General features: G+C 64.3%; 17 protein-coding genes. 2 read left to right on the top strand and 15 right to left on the bottom strand.

The features are described from left to right. Nucleotides 1–106: 106 nt before the first annotated feature. The gene (locus tag QME24_RS18315) at nucleotides 107–1,372 is read right to left on the bottom strand and encodes an Hsp70 family protein (RefSeq protein WP_029885714.1); all 1,266 of its coding nucleotides are present in this window, start codon (nucleotides 1,370–1,372) and stop codon (nucleotides 107–109) included. 175 nt (nucleotides 1,373–1,547) lie between these two features. Here QME24_RS18315 and cbpA point away from each other — a divergent pair, with 175 nt between their 5' ends. Continuing rightward, on the top strand, nucleotides 1,548–2,501 hold the full coding sequence (gene cbpA / locus QME24_RS18310) for a curved DNA-binding protein (protein WP_054904944.1): 954 nt from the start codon (nucleotides 1,548–1,550) through the stop codon (nucleotides 2,499–2,501). 2 nt (nucleotides 2,502–2,503) lie between these two features. Continuing rightward, nucleotides 2,504–2,809, top strand: coding sequence for a chaperone modulator CbpM (locus QME24_RS18305; protein ID WP_009683288.1), 306 nt, complete (start codon nucleotides 2,504–2,506; stop codon nucleotides 2,807–2,809). 68 nt (nucleotides 2,810–2,877) lie between these two features. Here the strand turns inward: QME24_RS18305 and QME24_RS18300 are convergent, their stop codons facing one another. The 14 genes from QME24_RS18300 to QME24_RS18235 all read right to left on the bottom strand — a co-directional run bounded on the left by QME24_RS18300 (nucleotide 2,878) and on the right by QME24_RS18235 (nucleotide 17,369). After that, the gene (locus tag QME24_RS18300; protein ID WP_029885713.1) at nucleotides 2,878–3,393 is read right to left on the bottom strand and encodes a GNAT family N-acetyltransferase; all 516 of its coding nucleotides are present in this window, start codon (nucleotides 3,391–3,393) and stop codon (nucleotides 2,878–2,880) included. A 31-nt stretch (nucleotides 3,394–3,424) separates the two neighbouring features. Next, nucleotides 3,425–4,123 carry an urea ABC transporter ATP-binding subunit UrtE gene (gene urtE, locus QME24_RS18295; RefSeq protein ID WP_232892823.1) on the bottom strand — a complete coding sequence of 233 codons (699 nt, stop codon included), beginning with the start codon at nucleotides 4,121–4,123 and terminating at the stop codon, nucleotides 3,425–3,427. Nucleotides 4,124–4,269: 146 nt separating this feature from the next. Continuing rightward, nucleotides 4,270–5,127, bottom strand: coding sequence for an urea ABC transporter ATP-binding protein UrtD (gene urtD, locus QME24_RS18290; protein WP_029885711.1), 858 nt, complete (start codon nucleotides 5,125–5,127; stop codon nucleotides 4,270–4,272). Beyond that, complete coding sequence (gene urtC, locus QME24_RS18285) at nucleotides 5,124–6,203, bottom strand: urea ABC transporter permease subunit UrtC (RefSeq protein ID WP_009683284.1); 1,080 nt, start codon at nucleotides 6,201–6,203, stop codon at nucleotides 5,124–5,126. Before urtC ends, urtD begins: the two co-directional genes overlap by 4 nt. Continuing rightward, nucleotides 6,203–7,657 carry an urea ABC transporter permease subunit UrtB gene (gene urtB, locus QME24_RS18280; RefSeq protein ID WP_280091407.1) on the bottom strand — a complete coding sequence of 485 codons (1,455 nt, stop codon included), beginning with the start codon at nucleotides 7,655–7,657 and terminating at the stop codon, nucleotides 6,203–6,205. The genes urtC and urtB overlap by 1 nt, the downstream gene beginning before the upstream one ends. Nucleotides 7,658–7,828: 171 nt before the next feature. Then, nucleotides 7,829–9,094 (bottom strand): urea ABC transporter substrate-binding protein, encoded by a 1,266-nt coding sequence (gene urtA / locus QME24_RS18275; protein WP_280091399.1) that lies wholly within the window; start codon nucleotides 9,092–9,094, stop codon nucleotides 7,829–7,831. Nucleotides 9,095–9,278: 184 nt separating this feature from the next. Continuing rightward, nucleotides 9,279–10,685, bottom strand: coding sequence for a D-serine/D-alanine/glycine transporter (gene cycA / locus QME24_RS18270; RefSeq protein WP_280091400.1), 1,407 nt, complete (start codon nucleotides 10,683–10,685; stop codon nucleotides 9,279–9,281). A gap of 374 nt (nucleotides 10,686–11,059) precedes the next feature. Next, on the bottom strand, nucleotides 11,060–12,427 hold the full coding sequence (locus tag QME24_RS18265) for a PepSY domain-containing protein (protein ID WP_054904941.1): 1,368 nt from the start codon (nucleotides 12,425–12,427) through the stop codon (nucleotides 11,060–11,062). Between the two features lie 57 nt (nucleotides 12,428–12,484). Further along, nucleotides 12,485–14,515 (bottom strand): TonB-dependent copper receptor, encoded by a 2,031-nt coding sequence (locus QME24_RS18260; protein WP_173891230.1) that lies wholly within the window; start codon nucleotides 14,513–14,515, stop codon nucleotides 12,485–12,487. A 66-nt stretch (nucleotides 14,516–14,581) separates the two neighbouring features. Next, nucleotides 14,582–15,013, bottom strand: coding sequence for a DUF2946 domain-containing protein (locus tag QME24_RS18255; protein WP_054904939.1), 432 nt, complete (start codon nucleotides 15,011–15,013; stop codon nucleotides 14,582–14,584). Nucleotides 15,014–15,035: 22 nt separating this feature from the next. Beyond that, a complete protein-coding gene (locus tag QME24_RS18250; RefSeq protein WP_029885705.1) occupies nucleotides 15,036–15,521 on the bottom strand; it encodes a copper chaperone PCu(A)C in 486 nt (161 codons plus the stop codon). Between the two features lie 46 nt (nucleotides 15,522–15,567). Further along, nucleotides 15,568–15,957 carry a DUF2946 domain-containing protein gene (locus QME24_RS18245; protein ID WP_054904938.1) on the bottom strand — a complete coding sequence of 130 codons (390 nt, stop codon included), beginning with the start codon at nucleotides 15,955–15,957 and terminating at the stop codon, nucleotides 15,568–15,570. Nucleotides 15,958–16,050: 93 nt separating this feature from the next. Next, nucleotides 16,051–16,905 (bottom strand): SPFH domain-containing protein, encoded by an 855-nt coding sequence (locus QME24_RS18240; RefSeq protein ID WP_009683275.1) that lies wholly within the window; start codon nucleotides 16,903–16,905, stop codon nucleotides 16,051–16,053. A 26-nt stretch (nucleotides 16,906–16,931) separates the two neighbouring features. After that, nucleotides 16,932–17,369 (bottom strand): NfeD family protein, encoded by a 438-nt coding sequence (locus QME24_RS18235; RefSeq protein ID WP_110676679.1) that lies wholly within the window; start codon nucleotides 17,367–17,369, stop codon nucleotides 16,932–16,934. Between the last annotated feature and the right edge of the window lie 93 nt (nucleotides 17,370–17,462).

Raw genomic sequence — 17,462 nt, 5'->3', positions numbered from 1 at the left:
AGTTGCAAGTTGCAAGTTGCAAGTTGCAAGCTGAGCACCTATAGATGCACTAACACCTCTCAGCTTGTAGCTTGTAGCTTGTAGCTTGTAGCTTGTAGCTTGTAGCTTATCCGTACCGCTTGCGCGCTTCGATCGCCAGCCCACTACCAATACTGCCAAAGATATTGCCCTCCACATGCCGCGCATTGGGCAACATCGCCGACACGCTGTTGCGCAATGCCGGAATCCCGCTGGAACCACCGGTGAAGAACACCGTGTCGACCTGGCCTTCGCTCACCCCGGCCTTGGCCAGCAGCTCGCTCACGCTGCCGCGCACACGCTCCAGCAACCCCTCAATGGCCTCTTCGAACAGCACCCGGGTCAGTTCGGCAGACAGTTCAGGCTCGACCCGGTGCAGGTCGATGCGGCGGCTGTCGCGCTCGGTCAGTTCGATCTTGCTGGCTTCCACTTCCATCGCCAGCCAGTGCCCGGCACGCTGCTCGATCAGCTTGAACAGCCGGTCGATGCCGAAGCTGTCCTCGATGTCGTAGCGCATGCTGCCCAGCGCCAGCTGCGACTTCTGCGAGTACAGCGCGTTGATGGTGTGCCAGGTGGCCAGGTTGAGGTGGTAGCTGGTCGGCATCAGGGCGCCGCTTTTCATGCGGCTGCCGTAGCCGAACAGCGGCATCACGCCCTGCAGGCTCAGCTGCTTGTCGAAGTCGGTACCGCCGATGTGCACGCCGCCCGTGGCCAGGATGTCGCCCTGGCGCTCGGCCAGCAGGTGGCGCTCTGGCGACAGGCGGATCAAGGTGAAGTCCGAGGTACCCCCGCCAATGTCGACAATCAGTACCAGCTCTTCGCGGCTGATGGTCGACTCGTAGTCGAACGCGGCGGCAATCGGTTCGTACTGGAACGACACGTCCTTGAAGCCGAGCTTGCGTGCCACCTCGGCCAGGGTGTCCTCGGCCTCCTGGTCGGCGGCCGGGTCTTCGTCGACGAAGAATACCGGGCGCCCCAGCACGACCTGGTCGAACTCGCGGCCCGCGGCCGCCTCGGCACGCTTTTTCAGCTCGCCGATGAACATGCCCAGCAGGTCCTTGAACGGCAAGGCACTGCCCAGCACGCTGGTGTCGTGCTTGATCAGCTTGGAGCCCAGCAGGCTTTTCAGCGAGCGCATCAGGCGGCCTTCGTAGCCTTCCAGGTACTCGTGCAGTGCCAGGCGGCCATAGACCGGGCGCCGCTCTTCAATGTTGAAGAACACCACCGAGGGCAAGGTGATCTTGCCATCTTCCAGGGCGATCAGCGACTCGACCCCAGGGCGGTGCCAGCCAACCGTGGAGTTGGAGGTGCCAAAGTCGATGCCCAGGGCACGGGCCGGGGTTACGTCAGACATGGGAAAAGGCTTCCGGAGGCAAAACGGCCGCGCAGTTTATGCCAGTTGGCTACAGAATCAAGACCAGTCGTCTGCGATGGAGCAAAGCCAAGGCGGTCTTGAAAGGCTATGCTTGACCCCTATCTTCAGTAGCATCTTCAGTTGCAACACGCACTTTCACATTGGTGATCCACAGATGGACTTCAAAGACTATTACAAGATACTTGGCGTAGAGCCCACGGCGGACGAGAAGGCGATCAAGGCCGCGTACCGCAAGCTGGCACGCAAGTACCACCCCGATGTCAGCAAGGAACGCGACGCCGAGGAAAAATTCAAAGAGGCCAATGAGGCCTACGAGGTGCTGGGCGACGCGCAGAAACGCGCCGAGTTCGATGAGATCCGCAAGTATGGCGGCCAGCACGGCCGGCCATTCCAGGCGCCACCGGGCTGGGAAAACCGCGGTGGCGGTGGCGGCTTCGAGGGCGGCGATTTCTCCGACTTCTTCAGCTCGATATTCGGCAACCGTGGTGGCAACCCCTTCGGTGGTGGCCGGCAGCAGCAACGCAGTGCCGGCAGGCGGGGGCAGGACGTGGAACTTGAATTGGCCGTATTCCTTGAAGAAACCCTGAGCAAGGAGTCCAAGCAGATCAGCTTCCAGGTGCCGCAAACCAATGCCATGGGCCAGCGCACCGGTTTCACCACCAAAACCCTGAACGTGAAGATTCCGGCCGGGGTCACCGATGGCGAGCGTATCCGCCTCAAGGGCCAGGGCGCGCCGGGCAGTGGCGGCGGGGCCAATGGCGACCTGTTCCTGACCATTCGCATGGCACCGCACCCACTGTTCGATGTTGAAGGCCATGACCTGATCATCACCGTGCCGCTGGCGCCATGGGAGGCTGCGCTGGGCACCAAGGTTGCGGTACCCACCCTGGACGGCAAAATCAACCTCACCATCCGCCCGGACAGCCAGAGCGGCCAGCGCCTGCGTGTACCGGGCAAAGGCCTGGCGAGCAAGAACGGTGAGCGCGGTAACCTGTATGCACAGCTGAAGGTGGTGATGCCGCCGGCATCCGACGAGTCTGCCCGCGAACTGTGGGCAAAGCTCGCCGAGAAAGCGGCGTTCAACCCGAGGACACAATGGAGTAAGTGATCATGAGCAGCACCCTGATCGTTCAACTGGACATGCGTACCCTGTGTCAGGAAGCCGATGTCACGGCGGACTGCGTGATCGAAATCGTCGAACACGGCATTGTCGAGCCTTCTGGCCGAACGCCAGAGGACTGGCTGTTTGACGATCAGGCGCCGTTGTTGGCCAAGCGCGCGGCCAAGCTGCACCGGGAACTGGAGCTGGAGTGGGAAGGGGTGGCGCTGGCGCTGGAGCTGTTGCAGGAAGTGCAGCAGCTGCGCAGCGAGAACAGCATGTTGAAGCAGCGGCTGGGCAGGTTTACCCAGATGTAGGCTTGCGCGCCGGCCTTTGTGGGAGTGGCCTTGTGTCGCGAAAGGGCCCTCCCACAAGCGGCCGCATTTCAGCCTGGTTCAGCTCCCGGGTTCAGTACCCGCTGCATGAAGGTCAAATCCAGCCAGCGGCCGAACTTCACGCCAACCTGGGGCATCTGCCCGGTCACCACGAAACCCAGCCGCTCGTGCAGGCGGACCGACGCCGCATTGCCACTTTCGATGGCCGCGACCATCACATGCTTGCCGCAGCCTTGTGCACGCTCGATCAGCGCCGCCATCAACACCGCCCCCAGCCCCTTGCCCCGCTGGTCGCCGCGGATGTACACCGAGTGCTCCACGGTCAGGCGGAAACCCTCGAACGGCCGCCAGTCGCCAAATGAGGCATAGCCCAGCACGCCCGTGTCATCCACAGCCACCAGGATCGGATAGCCCTGCTGCGCACGTGCTTCGAACCAGGCCTGGCGGTTGGCCAGGTCTACCGGGGTTTCGTTCCAGATCGCCGTGGTAGTGCGCACGGCGTCGTTGTAGATATCGAGGATGCCCGGCACGTCGGCGGGCAGGGCATCGCGCAGCTGGTAACTCATGACAGGGTCTCGCAAGTACGGTGCTTGCAGGTTAAATGGTTACCAGGCCGCGCACACCCTCGGCTTGCATGTTTTCGCCGCGCCCGCGCTGCACGATCTCGCCACGGGCCATGACCAGGTACTGGTCGGCCAGCTCTTCGGCAAAATCGTAGAACTGCTCCACCAGCAGGATCGCCATGTCCCCCCGTGCGGCAAGGCGCCGGATGACGGCGCCGATTTCCTTGATAACCGACGGCTGGATGCCTTCGGTCGGTTCGTCGAGGATCAGCAGGCGCGGCCGGCTGGCCAGGGCGCGGCCGATGGCCAGCTGTTGCTGCTGCCCGCCAGACAGGTCGCCGCCCCGGCGCTGCTTCATTTGCTCAAGCACCGGGAACAGCTCGTAGATGAAGGCTGGCACTTCGCGGGCCTCCCGCGCGGGGAAACGCGACAGGCCCATCAGCAGGTTCTCCTCGACGGTCAGGCGCGGGAAAATCTCACGGCCCTGGGGCACGTAGGCGATGCCGGCGTGTACGCGTTGCTGGGGTTTGAGCGCGGTAATCGGCTTGCCTTCCCATTCGATGCTGCCATCCCGGGCGGGCACCAGCCCCATCAGGCAGCGCAGCAGGGTAGTCTTGCCGACCCCGTTGCGGCCCAGCAGGCAGGTCACTTCGCCGACTTTGGCTTCGAAGGAGAGGCCGCGCAGAATGTGGCTGCCGCCGTAGTATTGGTGCAGGGCGTCGATCTTGAGCATGTTGGTGTTCCTGAAAGTGTTGCTGTGCCTGTGCCGGCCTATTCGCGGGTGAACCCGCTCCTACAGGGACCGCACAGATTTCAAGACTTGTGCATTACCTGTGGGAGCGGGTTTACCCGCGAATAGGCCGGCACAGGTATCCCTGTCTAGCGGCCCAGGTACACCTCGACCACCCGCTCATCCGCCTGCACCTGCTCCAGCGACCCTTCTGCCAGCACACTGCCCTGGTGCAGCACGGTCACGTGGTCGGCGATGCTGCCGACGAACCCCATGTCGTGCTCGACCACCATCAGCGAATGCTTGCCGGCCAAGCCCTTGAACAGCTCGGCGGTGAACTCGGTCTCGGCATCGGTCATGCCCGCCACGGGTTCATCCAGCAACAGCAACTGCGGCTCTTGTACCAGCAGCATGCCGATTTCGAGGAACTGCTTCTGCCCGTGCGACAGCAGGCCCGCCTGGCGCTGGGCCAGCGGCAGCAGGCGCAAGGTGGTCAGTACCTCTTCGATGCGCTGGCGCTGCTCGCCGCTCAGGCGCGCAGCCAGGCTGGCCCATACCGATTTGTCGGTCTTCAGCGCCAGCTCCAGGTTCTCGTACACCGTCAGCGCCTCGAACACCGTGGGTTTCTGGAACTTGCGGCCAATCCCGGCTTGGGCGATCTGGTACTCGCCCAGGCGGGTCAGGTCGAGGGTGTCGCCAAAGTAGGCCGTGCCGCTGTCTGGGCGGGTCTTGCCGGTGATCACGTCCATCAGGGTAGTCTTGCCGGCGCCATTGGGGCCGATGATGCAGCGCAACTCACCCACCCCGATGTACAGGTTGAGCGCGTTCAGCGCCTTGAAACCGTCAAAGCTGACACTGATGTCTTCCAGGCTCAGCACCGTGCCGTGGCGGGTATCCAGGCCCGCCTTGCGGGTGTGGCCCAGGCCAATGGCGTCGCGGCCGGCGCCGAGCGGGTCGAATACCGGTTCAAGCATGAATTCGGGATGCACCGGGGGCACGCCTCTCATGGCTGGCTCCTTTTTTTCAACAGGCCGACCACGCCCTTGGGCAGGTACAGGGTGACGAGAATGAACAGCGCACCGAGGAAAAACAGCCAGAACTCCGGGAAGGCCACGGTGAACCAGCTTTTCATGCCGTTGACCAGGCCGGCGCCGAGCAACGGCCCGATCAGCGTGCCACGGCCACCAAGGGCTACCCACACGGCGGCTTCGATGGAGTTGGTCGGTGACATCTCGCTGGGGTTGATGATGCCCACCTGGGGCACGTACAGCGCCCCGGCCAGGCCGCACAGCACGGCGCTGAGCACCCATACCAGCAGCTTGAAACCGCGCGGGTCGTAGCCGCAGAACATCAGCCGGTTCTCGGCGTCGCGCACTGCGGTCAGCAGGCGGCCAAACTTGCTGCGGGTCAGCCGCCAGCACAGGTACAGGCTGGCCAGCAGCAGGCCGACCGTCAGCAGGAACAACACGGCGCGGGTACCTTGCGCGGTGATGTCGAAGCCCAGAATGGTGCGGAAGTTGGTGAAGCCGTTGTTGCCGCCGAAGCCGGTTTCGTTGCGGAAGAACAACAGCATGCCGGCGAAGGTCAGGGCCTGGGTCATGATCGAGAAGTACACACCCTTGATCCGCGAGCGGAAGGCGAACCAACCGAACACCAGCGCCAGCAGCCCGGGGGCCAGCACCACCAGGCACAGGGCCCAGGCAAAATGCTGGGTTCCGGCCCAGTACCATGGCAGCTCGGTCCACGACAGAAAAGCCATGAACCCGGGCAGGCCGTCCCCGGCCGCCTGGCGCATCAGGTACATGCCCATGGCATACCCGCCCAGGGCGAAGAACAGGCCGTGGCCCAGTGACAGCAGGCCGGCGTAGCCCCAGACCAGGTCCAGGGCCAGGGCGACGATGGCGTAGCAGAGAATCTTGCCGACCAAGGTCAGGGTATAGGCCGACACTTGCAAGGCGTGATCCGCCGGGAGCAGCGACAACAGCGGCAGGGCGACCAGCAGCAGGGTGACGACGGCGCCGATGGCCAGCGACAGGCGCGGCCCGGCCTTTTGCGTAGCGGTGACTAGCAGTGGCTGGTTCATCAGTCGATTACCCGTCCCTTGAGGGCGAACAGGCCTTGCGGGCGCTTCTGGATGAACAGAATGATCAACGCAAGGATGAGGATCTTGCCGAGTACGGCGCCGATCTGGGGTTCCAGCAGCTTGTTGGCAATGCCAAGGCCGAACGCCGCCCACAGGCTACCGGCCAGTTGCCCGACCCCGCCGAGCACCACCACCAGGAACGAGTCGATGATGTAGCTCTGGCCCAGGTCCGGGCCGACGTTGCCCACCTGGCTCAGGGCTACGCCGCCCAGCCCGGCAATGCCCGAGCCAAGGCCGAAGGCCAGCATGTCGACGCGCCCGGTAGACACACCGCAGCATGCCGCCATGTTGCGGTTCTGGGTCACCGCCCGCACGTTCAGGCCCAGCCGCGTGCGGTTGAGCAGCAGCCAGGTCAGCAGCACCACCGCCAGGGCGAAGCCGATGATCACCAGGCGGTTGTAGGGCAGCACCAGGTTGGGCAGCAGCTGGATGCCGCCCGACAACCATGCCGGGTTGCTGACTTCGACGTTCTGCGCGCCGAACAGCAGGCGGATGGCCTGGATCAGGATCAGGCTGATCCCCCAGGTGGCCAGCAGGGTTTCCAGTGGGCGGCCATATAGATGGCGGATGACCGTGCGCTCCAGCGCCATGCCGACCCCGGCGCTGATGGCGAAGGCCACCGGCAGGGCGATCAGCGGATAGAACTCGATGGCACCCGGGGCATAACGCTGCACCAGCACCTGGACCATATAGGTGCTGTAGGCGCCGAGCATCAGCATCTCGCCATGGGCCATGTTGATCACGCCCAGCAGGCCGAAGGTGATCGCCAGGCCGAGCGCCGCCAGCAGCAGGATCGACCCCAGCGACAGGCCACTGAACGCCTGGCCGAGCAGCTCGCCGAACAGCAGCTTGCGCTGCACCTGGGCCAGGCTGGTTTCGGCAGCGGTGCGCACGCCCGGGTCGCTTTCCGCGTTGGGTTGCAGCAGCGCTTCAAGGCGGGTGCGGGCCAGCGGGTCGCCGGTCTCCCCCAGCAGGCGTACGGCGGCCAGGCGTACGGTGGGGTCGCTGGCGCCCAGTTGCAAATTGGCCAGGGCCAGGCCCAGGGCTGCGTGTACGGCAGCGTCCGGCTCGCTGGCGAAGCGCCGGTCGAGGAACGCCATTTGCGCCGGTTGTGCGCTTTTTTGCAGTTGCTGGGCGGCAGCCAGGCGGGTGTCGCTGTCGTCGCTGAGCAACTGGTGGCTGGCCAGGGCATTGTCGATCAAGCCGCGCAGGCGGTTGTTCAGGCGCAGCTTGCGGGTGTCGTCGGCGGCGATGCGGCCCTGGCGCAGGTTTTCCAACAGCGGTAGGCGTGCAGCATCGGGTTGCGCTGCCCAGTTTCCGAGCATTTGGGCCTGCTCCGCGGGCTTGGCGGTGAGGAAGAATTCGCCCTCGCTGGCGTGGGTTGCCAAGGGCATTAGCAGCAGAAGTGTGAGCAGGAGTCTGAGCATGCGGGCAATCCTGGAAATCGGTGTTGGATTCTTCGCGCGTAAACCCGCTTCTACAGGGATTTCACCGGTCCAGAGGGCAGTGGGGATCCTGTGGGAGCGGGCAAGCCCGCGAATGGGCTGCAAAGCAGCCCCCTGCACTCAGTTACCTTTCACGGCGTAATCTGGCCGCTTGTCATTGCCCGGAATGAACGGGCTCCATGGCTGCGCCCGCAGCGGCTGCTCGGTTTCCCAGACCACGCTGAACTGCCCGTCATCCTGGATCTCGCCGATCATCACCGGCTTGTGCAGGTGGTGGTTGGTCTTGTCCATGGTCAGGGTGAAGCCTGACGGTGCCTTGAAGGTCTGGCCGGCCAGGGCCTCGCGGACCTTGTCCACGTCGGTGGACTTGGCTTTCTCGACCGCCTGGGCCCACATGTGGATGCCCACGTAGGTGGCCTCCATCGGGTCGTTGGTTACCGCCTTGTCGGCACCGGGCAGGCCTTTGGCCTTGGCGTAGGCTTTCCAGTCGGCGACGAACTTCTGGTTGACCGGGTTATCCACCGACTCGAAGTAGTTCCACGCCGCCAGGTGGCCCACCAGCGGCTTGGTATCGATACCGCGCAGCTCTTCTTCGCCCACCGAGAACGCCACCACCGGCACGTCGGTGGCTTTCAGGCCCTGGTTGGCCAGTTCTTTGTAGAACGGCACGTTGGAGTCGCCGTTGACCGTGGAGATGACCGCCGTCTTGCCGCCTGCGGAGAACTTCTTGATGTTGGCGACGATGGTCTGGTAGTCGGCGTGGCCGAACGGCGTGTACACCTCTTCGATGTCCTTGTCGGCCACGCCCTTGCTGTGCAGGAAGGCCCGCAGGATCTTGTTGGTGGTGCGAGGGTAGACGTAGTCGGTGCCCAGCAGGAAGAGGCGCTTGGCGCTGCCGCCGTCTTCGCTCATCAGGTATTGCACCGCGGGGATGGCTTGCTGGTTGGGGGCGGCGCCGGTGTAGAACACGTTTGGCGACATCTCTTCACCCTCGTACTGCACGGGGTAGAACAGCAGGCCGTTGAGTTCCTCGAACACGGGCAGCACCGACTTGCGCGACACCGAGGTCCAGCAGCCGAACACCACCGCGACCTTGTCCTGGGTCAGCAGCTGGCGGCTCTTCTCGGCGAACAGCGGCCAGTTGGAGGCCGGGTCGACCACCACCGGTTCGAGCATCTTGCCGTTGACCCCGCCTTTGGCGTTGATTTGCTCGATGGTCATCAGCGCCATGTCCTTGAGCGACGTCTCGGAAATGGCCATGGTCCCCGACAGCGAATGCAGGATGCCGACCTTGATGGTCTCGGCGGCCTGGATACTCCAGCTCAGGCCCATTGCCGCAATCGATGCGCTGAGGGTAAAGGCCTTGATCAGACTGCGACGCTTCATGTGCTCTCTCCGCTGGTTTTTATGTGTTGGGCAAGCGGGAGGAGCTTTGCAAGGGGTGTGCCTAACGGCGAAACGGGCGGGATAGAGCAGTGGTGCGAGGTGTTGGGGCGTTGGCGCGGGCCAGCATGGTGCTTGTGGGGTTTGCGTGCACAGGATTGGGGCTGCAACGCAGCCCCCAAGGTCATTAACCGTTGCGCACTGTGGAACGCGGCTGACGGCGGCTGCGCACGCCCTGGTAAGTGGATGCCAGCAACAGGAACCAGATCGGCGTTACCACCAGCGCCGAGCGGGTGTCGGCCTCCAGGCTCAGCAACACCAGGATGAAGGCAAAGAACACCAGGCACACGTAGCACATGAAGCGCCCGCCCGGCATCTTGTACTTCGACGCCTGGTGCAGCGCCGCCCGTTGCTTGCGGTACTTCAGGTACGACAGCAGGATCAGCGTCCAGATGAACATGAACAGCACCGCCGACACCGTGGTCACCAGGGTGAATGCCTCGACCACGTTCGGCACCAGGTAAATCAGCACCGCCCCCAGCAGCAGGCAGGTGCAGGAGAAGTACAGGCCGTTGGCAGGTACCGAGCGGCTGGACAGTTTCTCGAACGCCCTGGGCGCATCACCTTCCTGCGACAGGCCGTACAGCATGCGGCTGGTGGAGAACACGCCGCTGTTGGCCGACGAGGCGGCCGACGTCAGCACCACGAAATTGATGATGCTCGCCGCGGCCGGCAGGCCGGCCAGCACGAACAGCTCGACGAACGGGCTCTTGCCCGGTACCACGTCGCGCCACGGGGTCACCGCCATGATCGCGATCAGTGCCAGCACATAGAACACGATGATGCGTACCGGGATCGAGTTGATCGCCCGCGGCAGGGTGCGCTCGGGGTTTTTCGCTTCGGCAGCGGTGGTGCCGACCAGCTCGATGCCGACGAAGGCGAACACGGCGATCTGGAAGCCGGCGAAGAAGCCCATCACCCCGTTGGGGAACATGCCGCCGTCATTCCACAGGTTGGCCAGCTGCGCCGTGCGCCCGCTGGGCGAGGTGAAGCCGGTGATGACCATGTACAGGCCGGTGGCGACCAGGCCGAGGATGGCGACGATCTTGACCAGGGCGAACCAGAACTCCAGCTCACCGAACATTTTCACCGTTACCAGGTTCAGCGACAGCAACAGCGCCACGCAAGTCAGCGCGGGTATCCACTGCGGCAGGTCGGGGAACCAGAACTGTGTATAGGCGGCGATGGCGACCACATCGGCGATGCCGGTGACCACCCAGCAGAACCAGTAGGTCCACCCGGTGAAGTAGCCAGCCCAGGGCCCGAGCAGGTCGGCGGAAAAATCGATGAAAGACTTGTAGTTGAGGTTCGACAGCAGCAGCTCGCCCATGGCGCGCATGACGAAGAACAGCATGAAGCCGATGATCATGTAGACGAAGATGATCGATGGGCCGGCCAGGCTGATGGTCTTGCCCGAGCCCATGAACAGGCCGGTGCCGATCGCGCCGCCGATGGCGATGAGCTGGATATGGCGGTTGGTCAGGTTGCGCTGCAGATGCGGTTCATCTGGCGCTGTGGGTGAGGTTTGCGTCATAGGCAGCATTCCCTTGTAAAGGTCAGTCTTCTTGTCAGAGGTAGCCGGCTAGGCTAACACGGGCGTCCCAATTCGGCGCGTGACAGATCGACTCTGCATTTGGGTAGCAGTGTGATGCCTGTGCCGCCCTCTCTACAAAGCCAACGCAGTTCGTTGTAGGAGCAACGGTCTTTCCCAAAATTTGACAAGCCTGCGCGATTCATTGTGGGAGCGGGCAAGCCCGCGAAGCAGGCGACGCGGTGTCTGGCACCGGCTGCGCCGGTGTTCGCGGGCACGTCCGCTCCCACAAGTGGAGCGGTGAATGGCAGCTTCTGCTCCTACTCGTGCTCTAGGCACCTACGGCATTCAGCTTGTCATTCACCGCTCACGCACAATTAGGCGCTGGCCAACACCCGGCGGCGCCTCACCACCAGGCTGTCCACCGCCCACATCACTACCATCGACACCCCCACCAGCGGGAACATCACCCCCAGCACCAGCATCACCGCCACCGCTGCCTTCCAGCGCGGCAGGTCATGGCGCAGCGGCGGTACGCCCAGGCCGCCCTCGGGCCGGCGTTTCCACCACATCACCAGCCCGCTCACCGAGCCCAGCAGGATCATCAGGCACACCAGCAGGATGATGACCTGGTTGACCACGCCAAACATCCTGCCTTCATGCAGCATCACCCCCAGTTCGGTGGCGCGGGCGACCGGGCTGTAGTCCTGCCAGCGCACGTCGGCCAACACCTTGCCGGTGTACTGGTCGACATGCAGGGTGGCGTCATTGCGCGGGTCATCGGCGAACACGGCGACGGTGAACACCCCATCGGCGGTGGTGGGCAGGGTAATGCTGTAGCCCGGCTCGACCTGCCGCGCGGTGGCGATGTCTTCGACCTGCTGCAGGCTTACCTGCGGCGCTGCCGGTTTGGCCGACATCATGTGGTGCCCGGCGTGTTCGGCATGCGCGCCAGACTGCGGCATGGGCGTATTTTCCATGGCCCACGGCACGGTCTGGCGGTGCGCGTCGTTCAGTTCGCCTGCCTGCTGGTCCGACTTGGGCACGTTGGTCCACATGGCCGCCGGGAAGCGGTTCCACAGCTCGGCGTACTGCTTGCCCCACAGGCCGGTCCAGGTCATGCCGCTGAGCAGCATCAACAGCAGCAAGGCCGAACCCCAGAACCCGGTTACCGCATGCAGGTCGCGCCACAGCAGGCGGCCACGTGCCGACAGCCGGGGCCACACTACCCCTGCGCCGGTGCGCCCGCGCGGCCACCACAGGTACAGGCCCGAGACCACCAGCACGATGCCCCAGCCGGCAGCCAGTTCCACCAGACGGTCACCGACGGTGCCGACCATCAGTTCGCCATGCAGGGCACGGGCGATGGCCTGCAGGTTCAGCTTGCCGTCCTGTTCGCCGAGGACCTTGCCGCTGTAAGGGTCAACGAAGACGTTCAATTCCCGCCCGCCGTCATGCACCACGAACTGCGCGCTGCGCTCGGCATTCAACGGTGGCAGGTATTGGCCCACGTGGCCCTTGGGGTAGGCCTGGTGCACCTCGGCCAGCAGCGTATCGGCGGCCTGGCGATGATGGCCGGCTTCGACCACCATCAGATCGCGGTACAGCACTGGGTCGAGTTGCGGCTTGAACAGGTAGATGATCCCGGTGATGGCCAGCAGGATCATGAAGGGGGCCACGAACAGCCCCGCATAAAAGTGCCAACGCCAGGCCAGGTTATAGAAACTGATGCGTGTTCCTCTCATGGGAACCTCCTTTTGACCCGCAGATGGGCGCAACCGAAGCTGCGCCCGTGGTTAGTGTCAGAAGCTGAAATCGACCTTGGTCCAGAAGGTCCTGCCTGGCTCGTTGACCGGCTGTGGGTCGCTTGCCGGGTAGCCGAACCCGGCGTTGCCGGCCAGGTTCAGGTGCTCGGCGTATGCCTTGCCGAACAGGTTGTCGACCCCGGCGCTGAGCTTGAGGTTGGTGTTGACCTTGTAGGCGCCGTTGAGCGAGAACACGCCGAAGCCGGCGCTTTTTTCGTAGTCCTTGCCGACCACGTTGCCCTGGTTCTCGGCGATGCGGTTCTGCGCCGCCACCAGCCGCCACAGCGCACCGACGCTCCACACATCACGGCTGTAGGTCAGGCCCAGGCGGCTTTCCAGCGGGGGCATCTGTGGCAGCGCCTTGCCGTCACTGCTGTTCTTGCCCCACGCGTACGCCAGGCTGGCATCGGCCTTCCAGTGCTCGGTCAGCTGGTAGGCCGCGCCCAGTTCGCCACCCATGATACGCGCATCGACATTCTGGGCCTGCGAGGTGCTCATGCCCATCATGCCGGGGCGGTAGTCGAACAGGATGTAGTCACGGATCTGCCCAACATAACCCGAGGCCCAGGCTTCCAGGCGTTCGCTACGGTACTGGATGCCGAAGTCCAGCTGGGTGGTCTTCTCGGGCTTGATGCCGTCGAAAGCGTTGGCCGCACCGGGTGGTGCCAGCTTGGGCGAAAACAGCTCCCAGTAGTCGGGGAAGCGCTGGGCATGGCCCAGGCCAATGTAGGTGGTGGCTGGCAGGCCTGCCAGGTCATGTTCGTAGCGCACGAAGCCGCTGGGCAGGGTGGCCGCGCGGGTGTCGCCCTGGGTGGCGCTGCCTTGGCGGAAGTCGCGGGCCGAGGCGCGGTCCAGGCGGGCACCGCTGACCAGGCGGTCCTCACCCGTGGCGTACCAGGTCAGTTCGCTGAAGGCACCGTAGTTGTGGAAGTCGGCGTCCTTGGTCCAGGCCTGGCCCTTGTGCGCGTCCACGCCCATCCCGCCACGCTGGCGGTGCTCGTTGGTTTGCGCGTCGAGGCCGCTGATCAGTTGCACGTCGGCCCAGCGCCAGGTGGCCTTGATGCGTGCGCCCAGGGTTCGGCGGTCTACGTTGCTGACCATGGGCATGCCCATCATGCCGCTGCCCGAGGGCGTGCGCAGGCTGTAGTTGTCCATCACGTGGTCGGCGTAGTTGTAGTAGACCTGCGCTTCAAGCGTGTCCAGCACCTCGCCGAGGTTGGACTTTTCAAAGCGCAGGCCCAGGCTTTCGCGCTTGAACTGCGAGCCGTCCATGCCACGCCCGGCGTAGCGGGCTTCGCCATCGCCCTTGCCGGCAGTCAGCTCCAGCAGGGTGTCCTGGTCGGGCGTCCAGCCCAGGGCGACATCGCCGTTCCACTTGTCCCAGCGTGACGGCACGGTGTCGTTGTTACCGTCGTGATAGTCGTCCGAGCGCGACTGGTTGCCGACGAACCGTGCATAGGCCTGGCTGTTCCCGGCAGCGGCATCCAGCACTTTGTCGAAACGGCCGTTGGAGCCGGCCAGCAGGCTGGCATTGACCCGGCTGCCGAGGCTGCCGAACTGCTCGGGTTCGCGTTCGAACAGTATCGTGCCCGCCGAACCGCCTGGCCCCCAGATCACGCTCTGCGGGCCCTTGATAACGGTCAGCCGGTCATAGGTTTCGGGGGAAATGTAGGAGGTCGGCGCGTCCATGCGGTTGGGGCAGGCGCCGAGCATCAGCCCGCCATTGGTGAGGATGTTCAGGCGCGAGCCGAACATGCCGCGCAGGACCGGGTCGCCGTTGGTACCGCCGGCGCGGATCGCCGAGAAACCGGGAATGGTTTTCAGGTAGTCGGCGCCATCGCTGGCCGGCACCGGCTGGCGTGGGTCTTTCGGGTTGGTGACCACGGTCAACGGCGAACTCGGTGCCACGGCGGTGACGACCGTCGGGCTCAGCTCGGCGGCCAGGGCTACCGGCGCAAGCAGCGAGCCGCACAGTGCGGCGATGGTCCCACGCAGGGACAAGGCAAAAACAGGGGTGCAGCCAGACATAATGATTCCAGTCGATCAGTCATGAGGTAGCACGAAGCCCGCTGGCTTCGTGCACAAAATGTCGGTTCAGGTGCTGATCGAGGAAGGCGGTGCACGGCTGCGCGCACCGGGGAATACAGCCTGCCGGGCATGGCCCTGGTGCGTGGGTGCAATCAGGTGGCTGGTGGGGACGACGCTGCCGGCGCTGAGTGGGCTGAGGGCCTGCGGCAGGGCCGGGCAGTTGAACAACAGGCTGCAGTAGCCGCACTTTTCCCACATCACATGCAGCTGGCCGTCGCTGCCGTGGCCGTGATGGCTGTCGCCAGCGTGCTGATGGGCAGCCGGCATGGGCATGTCCATCGGCATGGCCATGCCGGCGTGGTGGTTCATCGGCATCGCCTGGGAAATCAGCGGGCCGATGAAGATCATCCACATGGCGAACAGGCTCAGCCATCCGCCACCGGCGCGCCTGCGGTCAGGGCGGGTGGTACGGCGCATGCGGGGGGAGGGCAGGCTCATGGCCAGCGCCTGTCAGCTGCGGTCAGTGTGCGTGTTCGTGCGCTTGCGGCTGGTTCGCTGGCGCTTGCTTCTGCACGGCCACTTCGACGGTGACATCGCCGGCCTTCTCGAAGTGCAAGGTCAACGGGAAGCGCTTGCCGTCGACCAGCAGGCTGCGATCCTTGGGCTGCATCAGCATCACGTGGTAGGCACTGGGGGCGAAGGTCAGGTCCTTGCCGGCGGGCACCACCACGCTGGGTACCTGTTGCATTTTCATGGCGCCGTTGGCGCTCATGGCATGTTCGTGCAGTTGCGCATCATCGCTGATCGGGCTGTTGACGCTGAGCAGGCGGTCGTCGGCCTGGCCGTTGTTGTGCACCACGAAATACGCCGCCACGTTGGGCGCATTGGGTGGCAACTGCAGCGACCAGGGGTGGGCAATGTGCAGGTCACCCACGCTGTATTCGTGGGCATTGGCGAAAGCGCCAGGCAGCATCAGGGCGGCCAGGACGAGGGCGTGCTTGAGCATGGTGAATCTCCGTTCTGTTTCAGGTTCAGGCAGTCAACGACGGAACTCAGGCCAGCGGAGAGGCACGAGGGTTTAACGCAGGCCAGAGCTGGCGCGGCGTGGGTTGGTAGTCAGCCGGTGGCGGCAACAGCCCGGCGAATAGTGTCGGCGGGTTGTGCAATTGCGGCGGGTATGCCGGCAGGGCCAACAGCGGCGCGGCGCCAGAGCAGCACCAGCAGTTCATCAAGGCGGCGCTGTCGTCGCTTTGCGGGCCCAGGTCGATCTTGGCCAGTGCCTGGACATCGACCTTGGCCTTGTTGGCCATGCTGGAACAGAAGGCCCCCCACAGCAGCTGCTCGGCCGGGCCCTTGGGCGCGGCAGAGGACAGCGGCATGGCCAGCAGGTTGAACAGCACTGCAAGGCAGGCTATCCAGGCGATGTGCCGACGTGGGGGCATGGAGAGATCCGGTCAGGAATCGTGGTGGGTATTGTAAGGCGGAGTATAGGTAAATACGCGGGGTGCGGTGAAGTGACGCAGCGCGTGGTGCTATCAAGCCTTGCCACGCCCCATCAGCCCACGCACGGTTTCCTGCAGGTCCGCCGGCAACACCACCACCTTGGCATTGTTGCTCCCGGCCAGGTTTTCCATCGCCCCGACATAGCGCTCACCCAGCAGGTACATGGCCGGCACGGTTTCGTTGCCCACGGCTTCCTTGACCAACGAAATAGCCCGGGCCGAAGCCTCGGCCAGGCTGATTTGCGCCTCGGCGTCCAGCCTGGCGGCTTGCAGGCGCGCTTCGGCTTCCAGGATGGCCGCCTGCTTGGCGCCTTCGGCACGGGTCACGTCGGCCTTGCGCTCCCGTTCGGCGGCAGCCTGGCGCTCCATGGCCAGTTGCATGTTTTCCGAGGGCTTGATGTCCTGGATTTCCACCGAACGCACGGTCACGCCCCAGTCTTCGGTCTGCTCGGACATCGCCTCGCGCAGGCGTGCCTTGATCTGCTCGCGGCTGGACAGCGCTTCGTCCAGGTCCATGGCACCGACGATCGCGCGCAGCGAGGTCATGGTCAGGCTGGTGACGGCGAAGGAGAAGTTCTGTACGCCATACGAGGCTTTCTGCGGGTCGACCACCTTGGCGAAGCACAGGGCATTGGCGACGATCACCGCGTTGTCCTTGGTGATGATTTCCTGCTCCTGCACATCGAGGATGATGTCCTTGGTGGGCAGGCGGTAGGCGACCACGTCCATGTACGGGATGACGATGTTCAGGCCGGGCTTGAGGGTGCTGTGGTAGCGGCCCAGGCGCTCGACGATCCATTCCTCGCCTTGGGGCACGATGCGAACCCCCTTGAACACGGTGATCAGAACGAACAGCGCGATGGCGCCAACGACGATGAGGCTGGTCATGATGCAAAATTCCTTTTTGTGCGGTTTCAGGCCCGGATGACGCGGGCGGTATTGCCCTCGATGGCGGTCAGGCGCACCCGCTCGCCGGCGGCGATTTCGCTGTCGGCGATGCAGGTCCATTCTTCATTGCCGAGGATCGGCTTCTGGAAGCGCACGCGGCCCTTGTGGAACTCCGACACCGCGGCGGTCAGCAGGCCCACTTCGCCGATCACGCTGTCGGCGGTCCAGCGCACATCCGGCTGCTTGCGCCGGAACAGCTTGAACCACAGTGCGGTGGTGGCCGATGACAGCACCACCCACAGCAGTACCTGCATGTCCAGGGCCAGGCTGGGCGCGGCCAGGGCAACCAGCGCGACCAGCACGGCACCGATGCCGAACCAGAGGATGAAGAATGTCGGCAGGACCAGTTCCAACAGGATCAGCCCGATGCCGAACAGCAGCCAGATCCACCATTGCATTTCCATATGGGTTGCGCCTTCCAGGGGGAGGTGCTGAGTGTAAGGCAGCGGGGCGCTACTGGGCCACTTGCAGGGCGTACGGAAAAATCCGAAAAAGCT

The organism is Pseudomonas sp. PARCl1, from assembly GCF_947311875.1.
In the GTDB taxonomy this organism is placed as follows: Bacteria; Pseudomonadota; Gammaproteobacteria; order Pseudomonadales; family Pseudomonadaceae; genus Aquipseudomonas; species Aquipseudomonas juntendi.
This window is presented reverse-complemented; position numbering and strand designations above follow the sequence as displayed.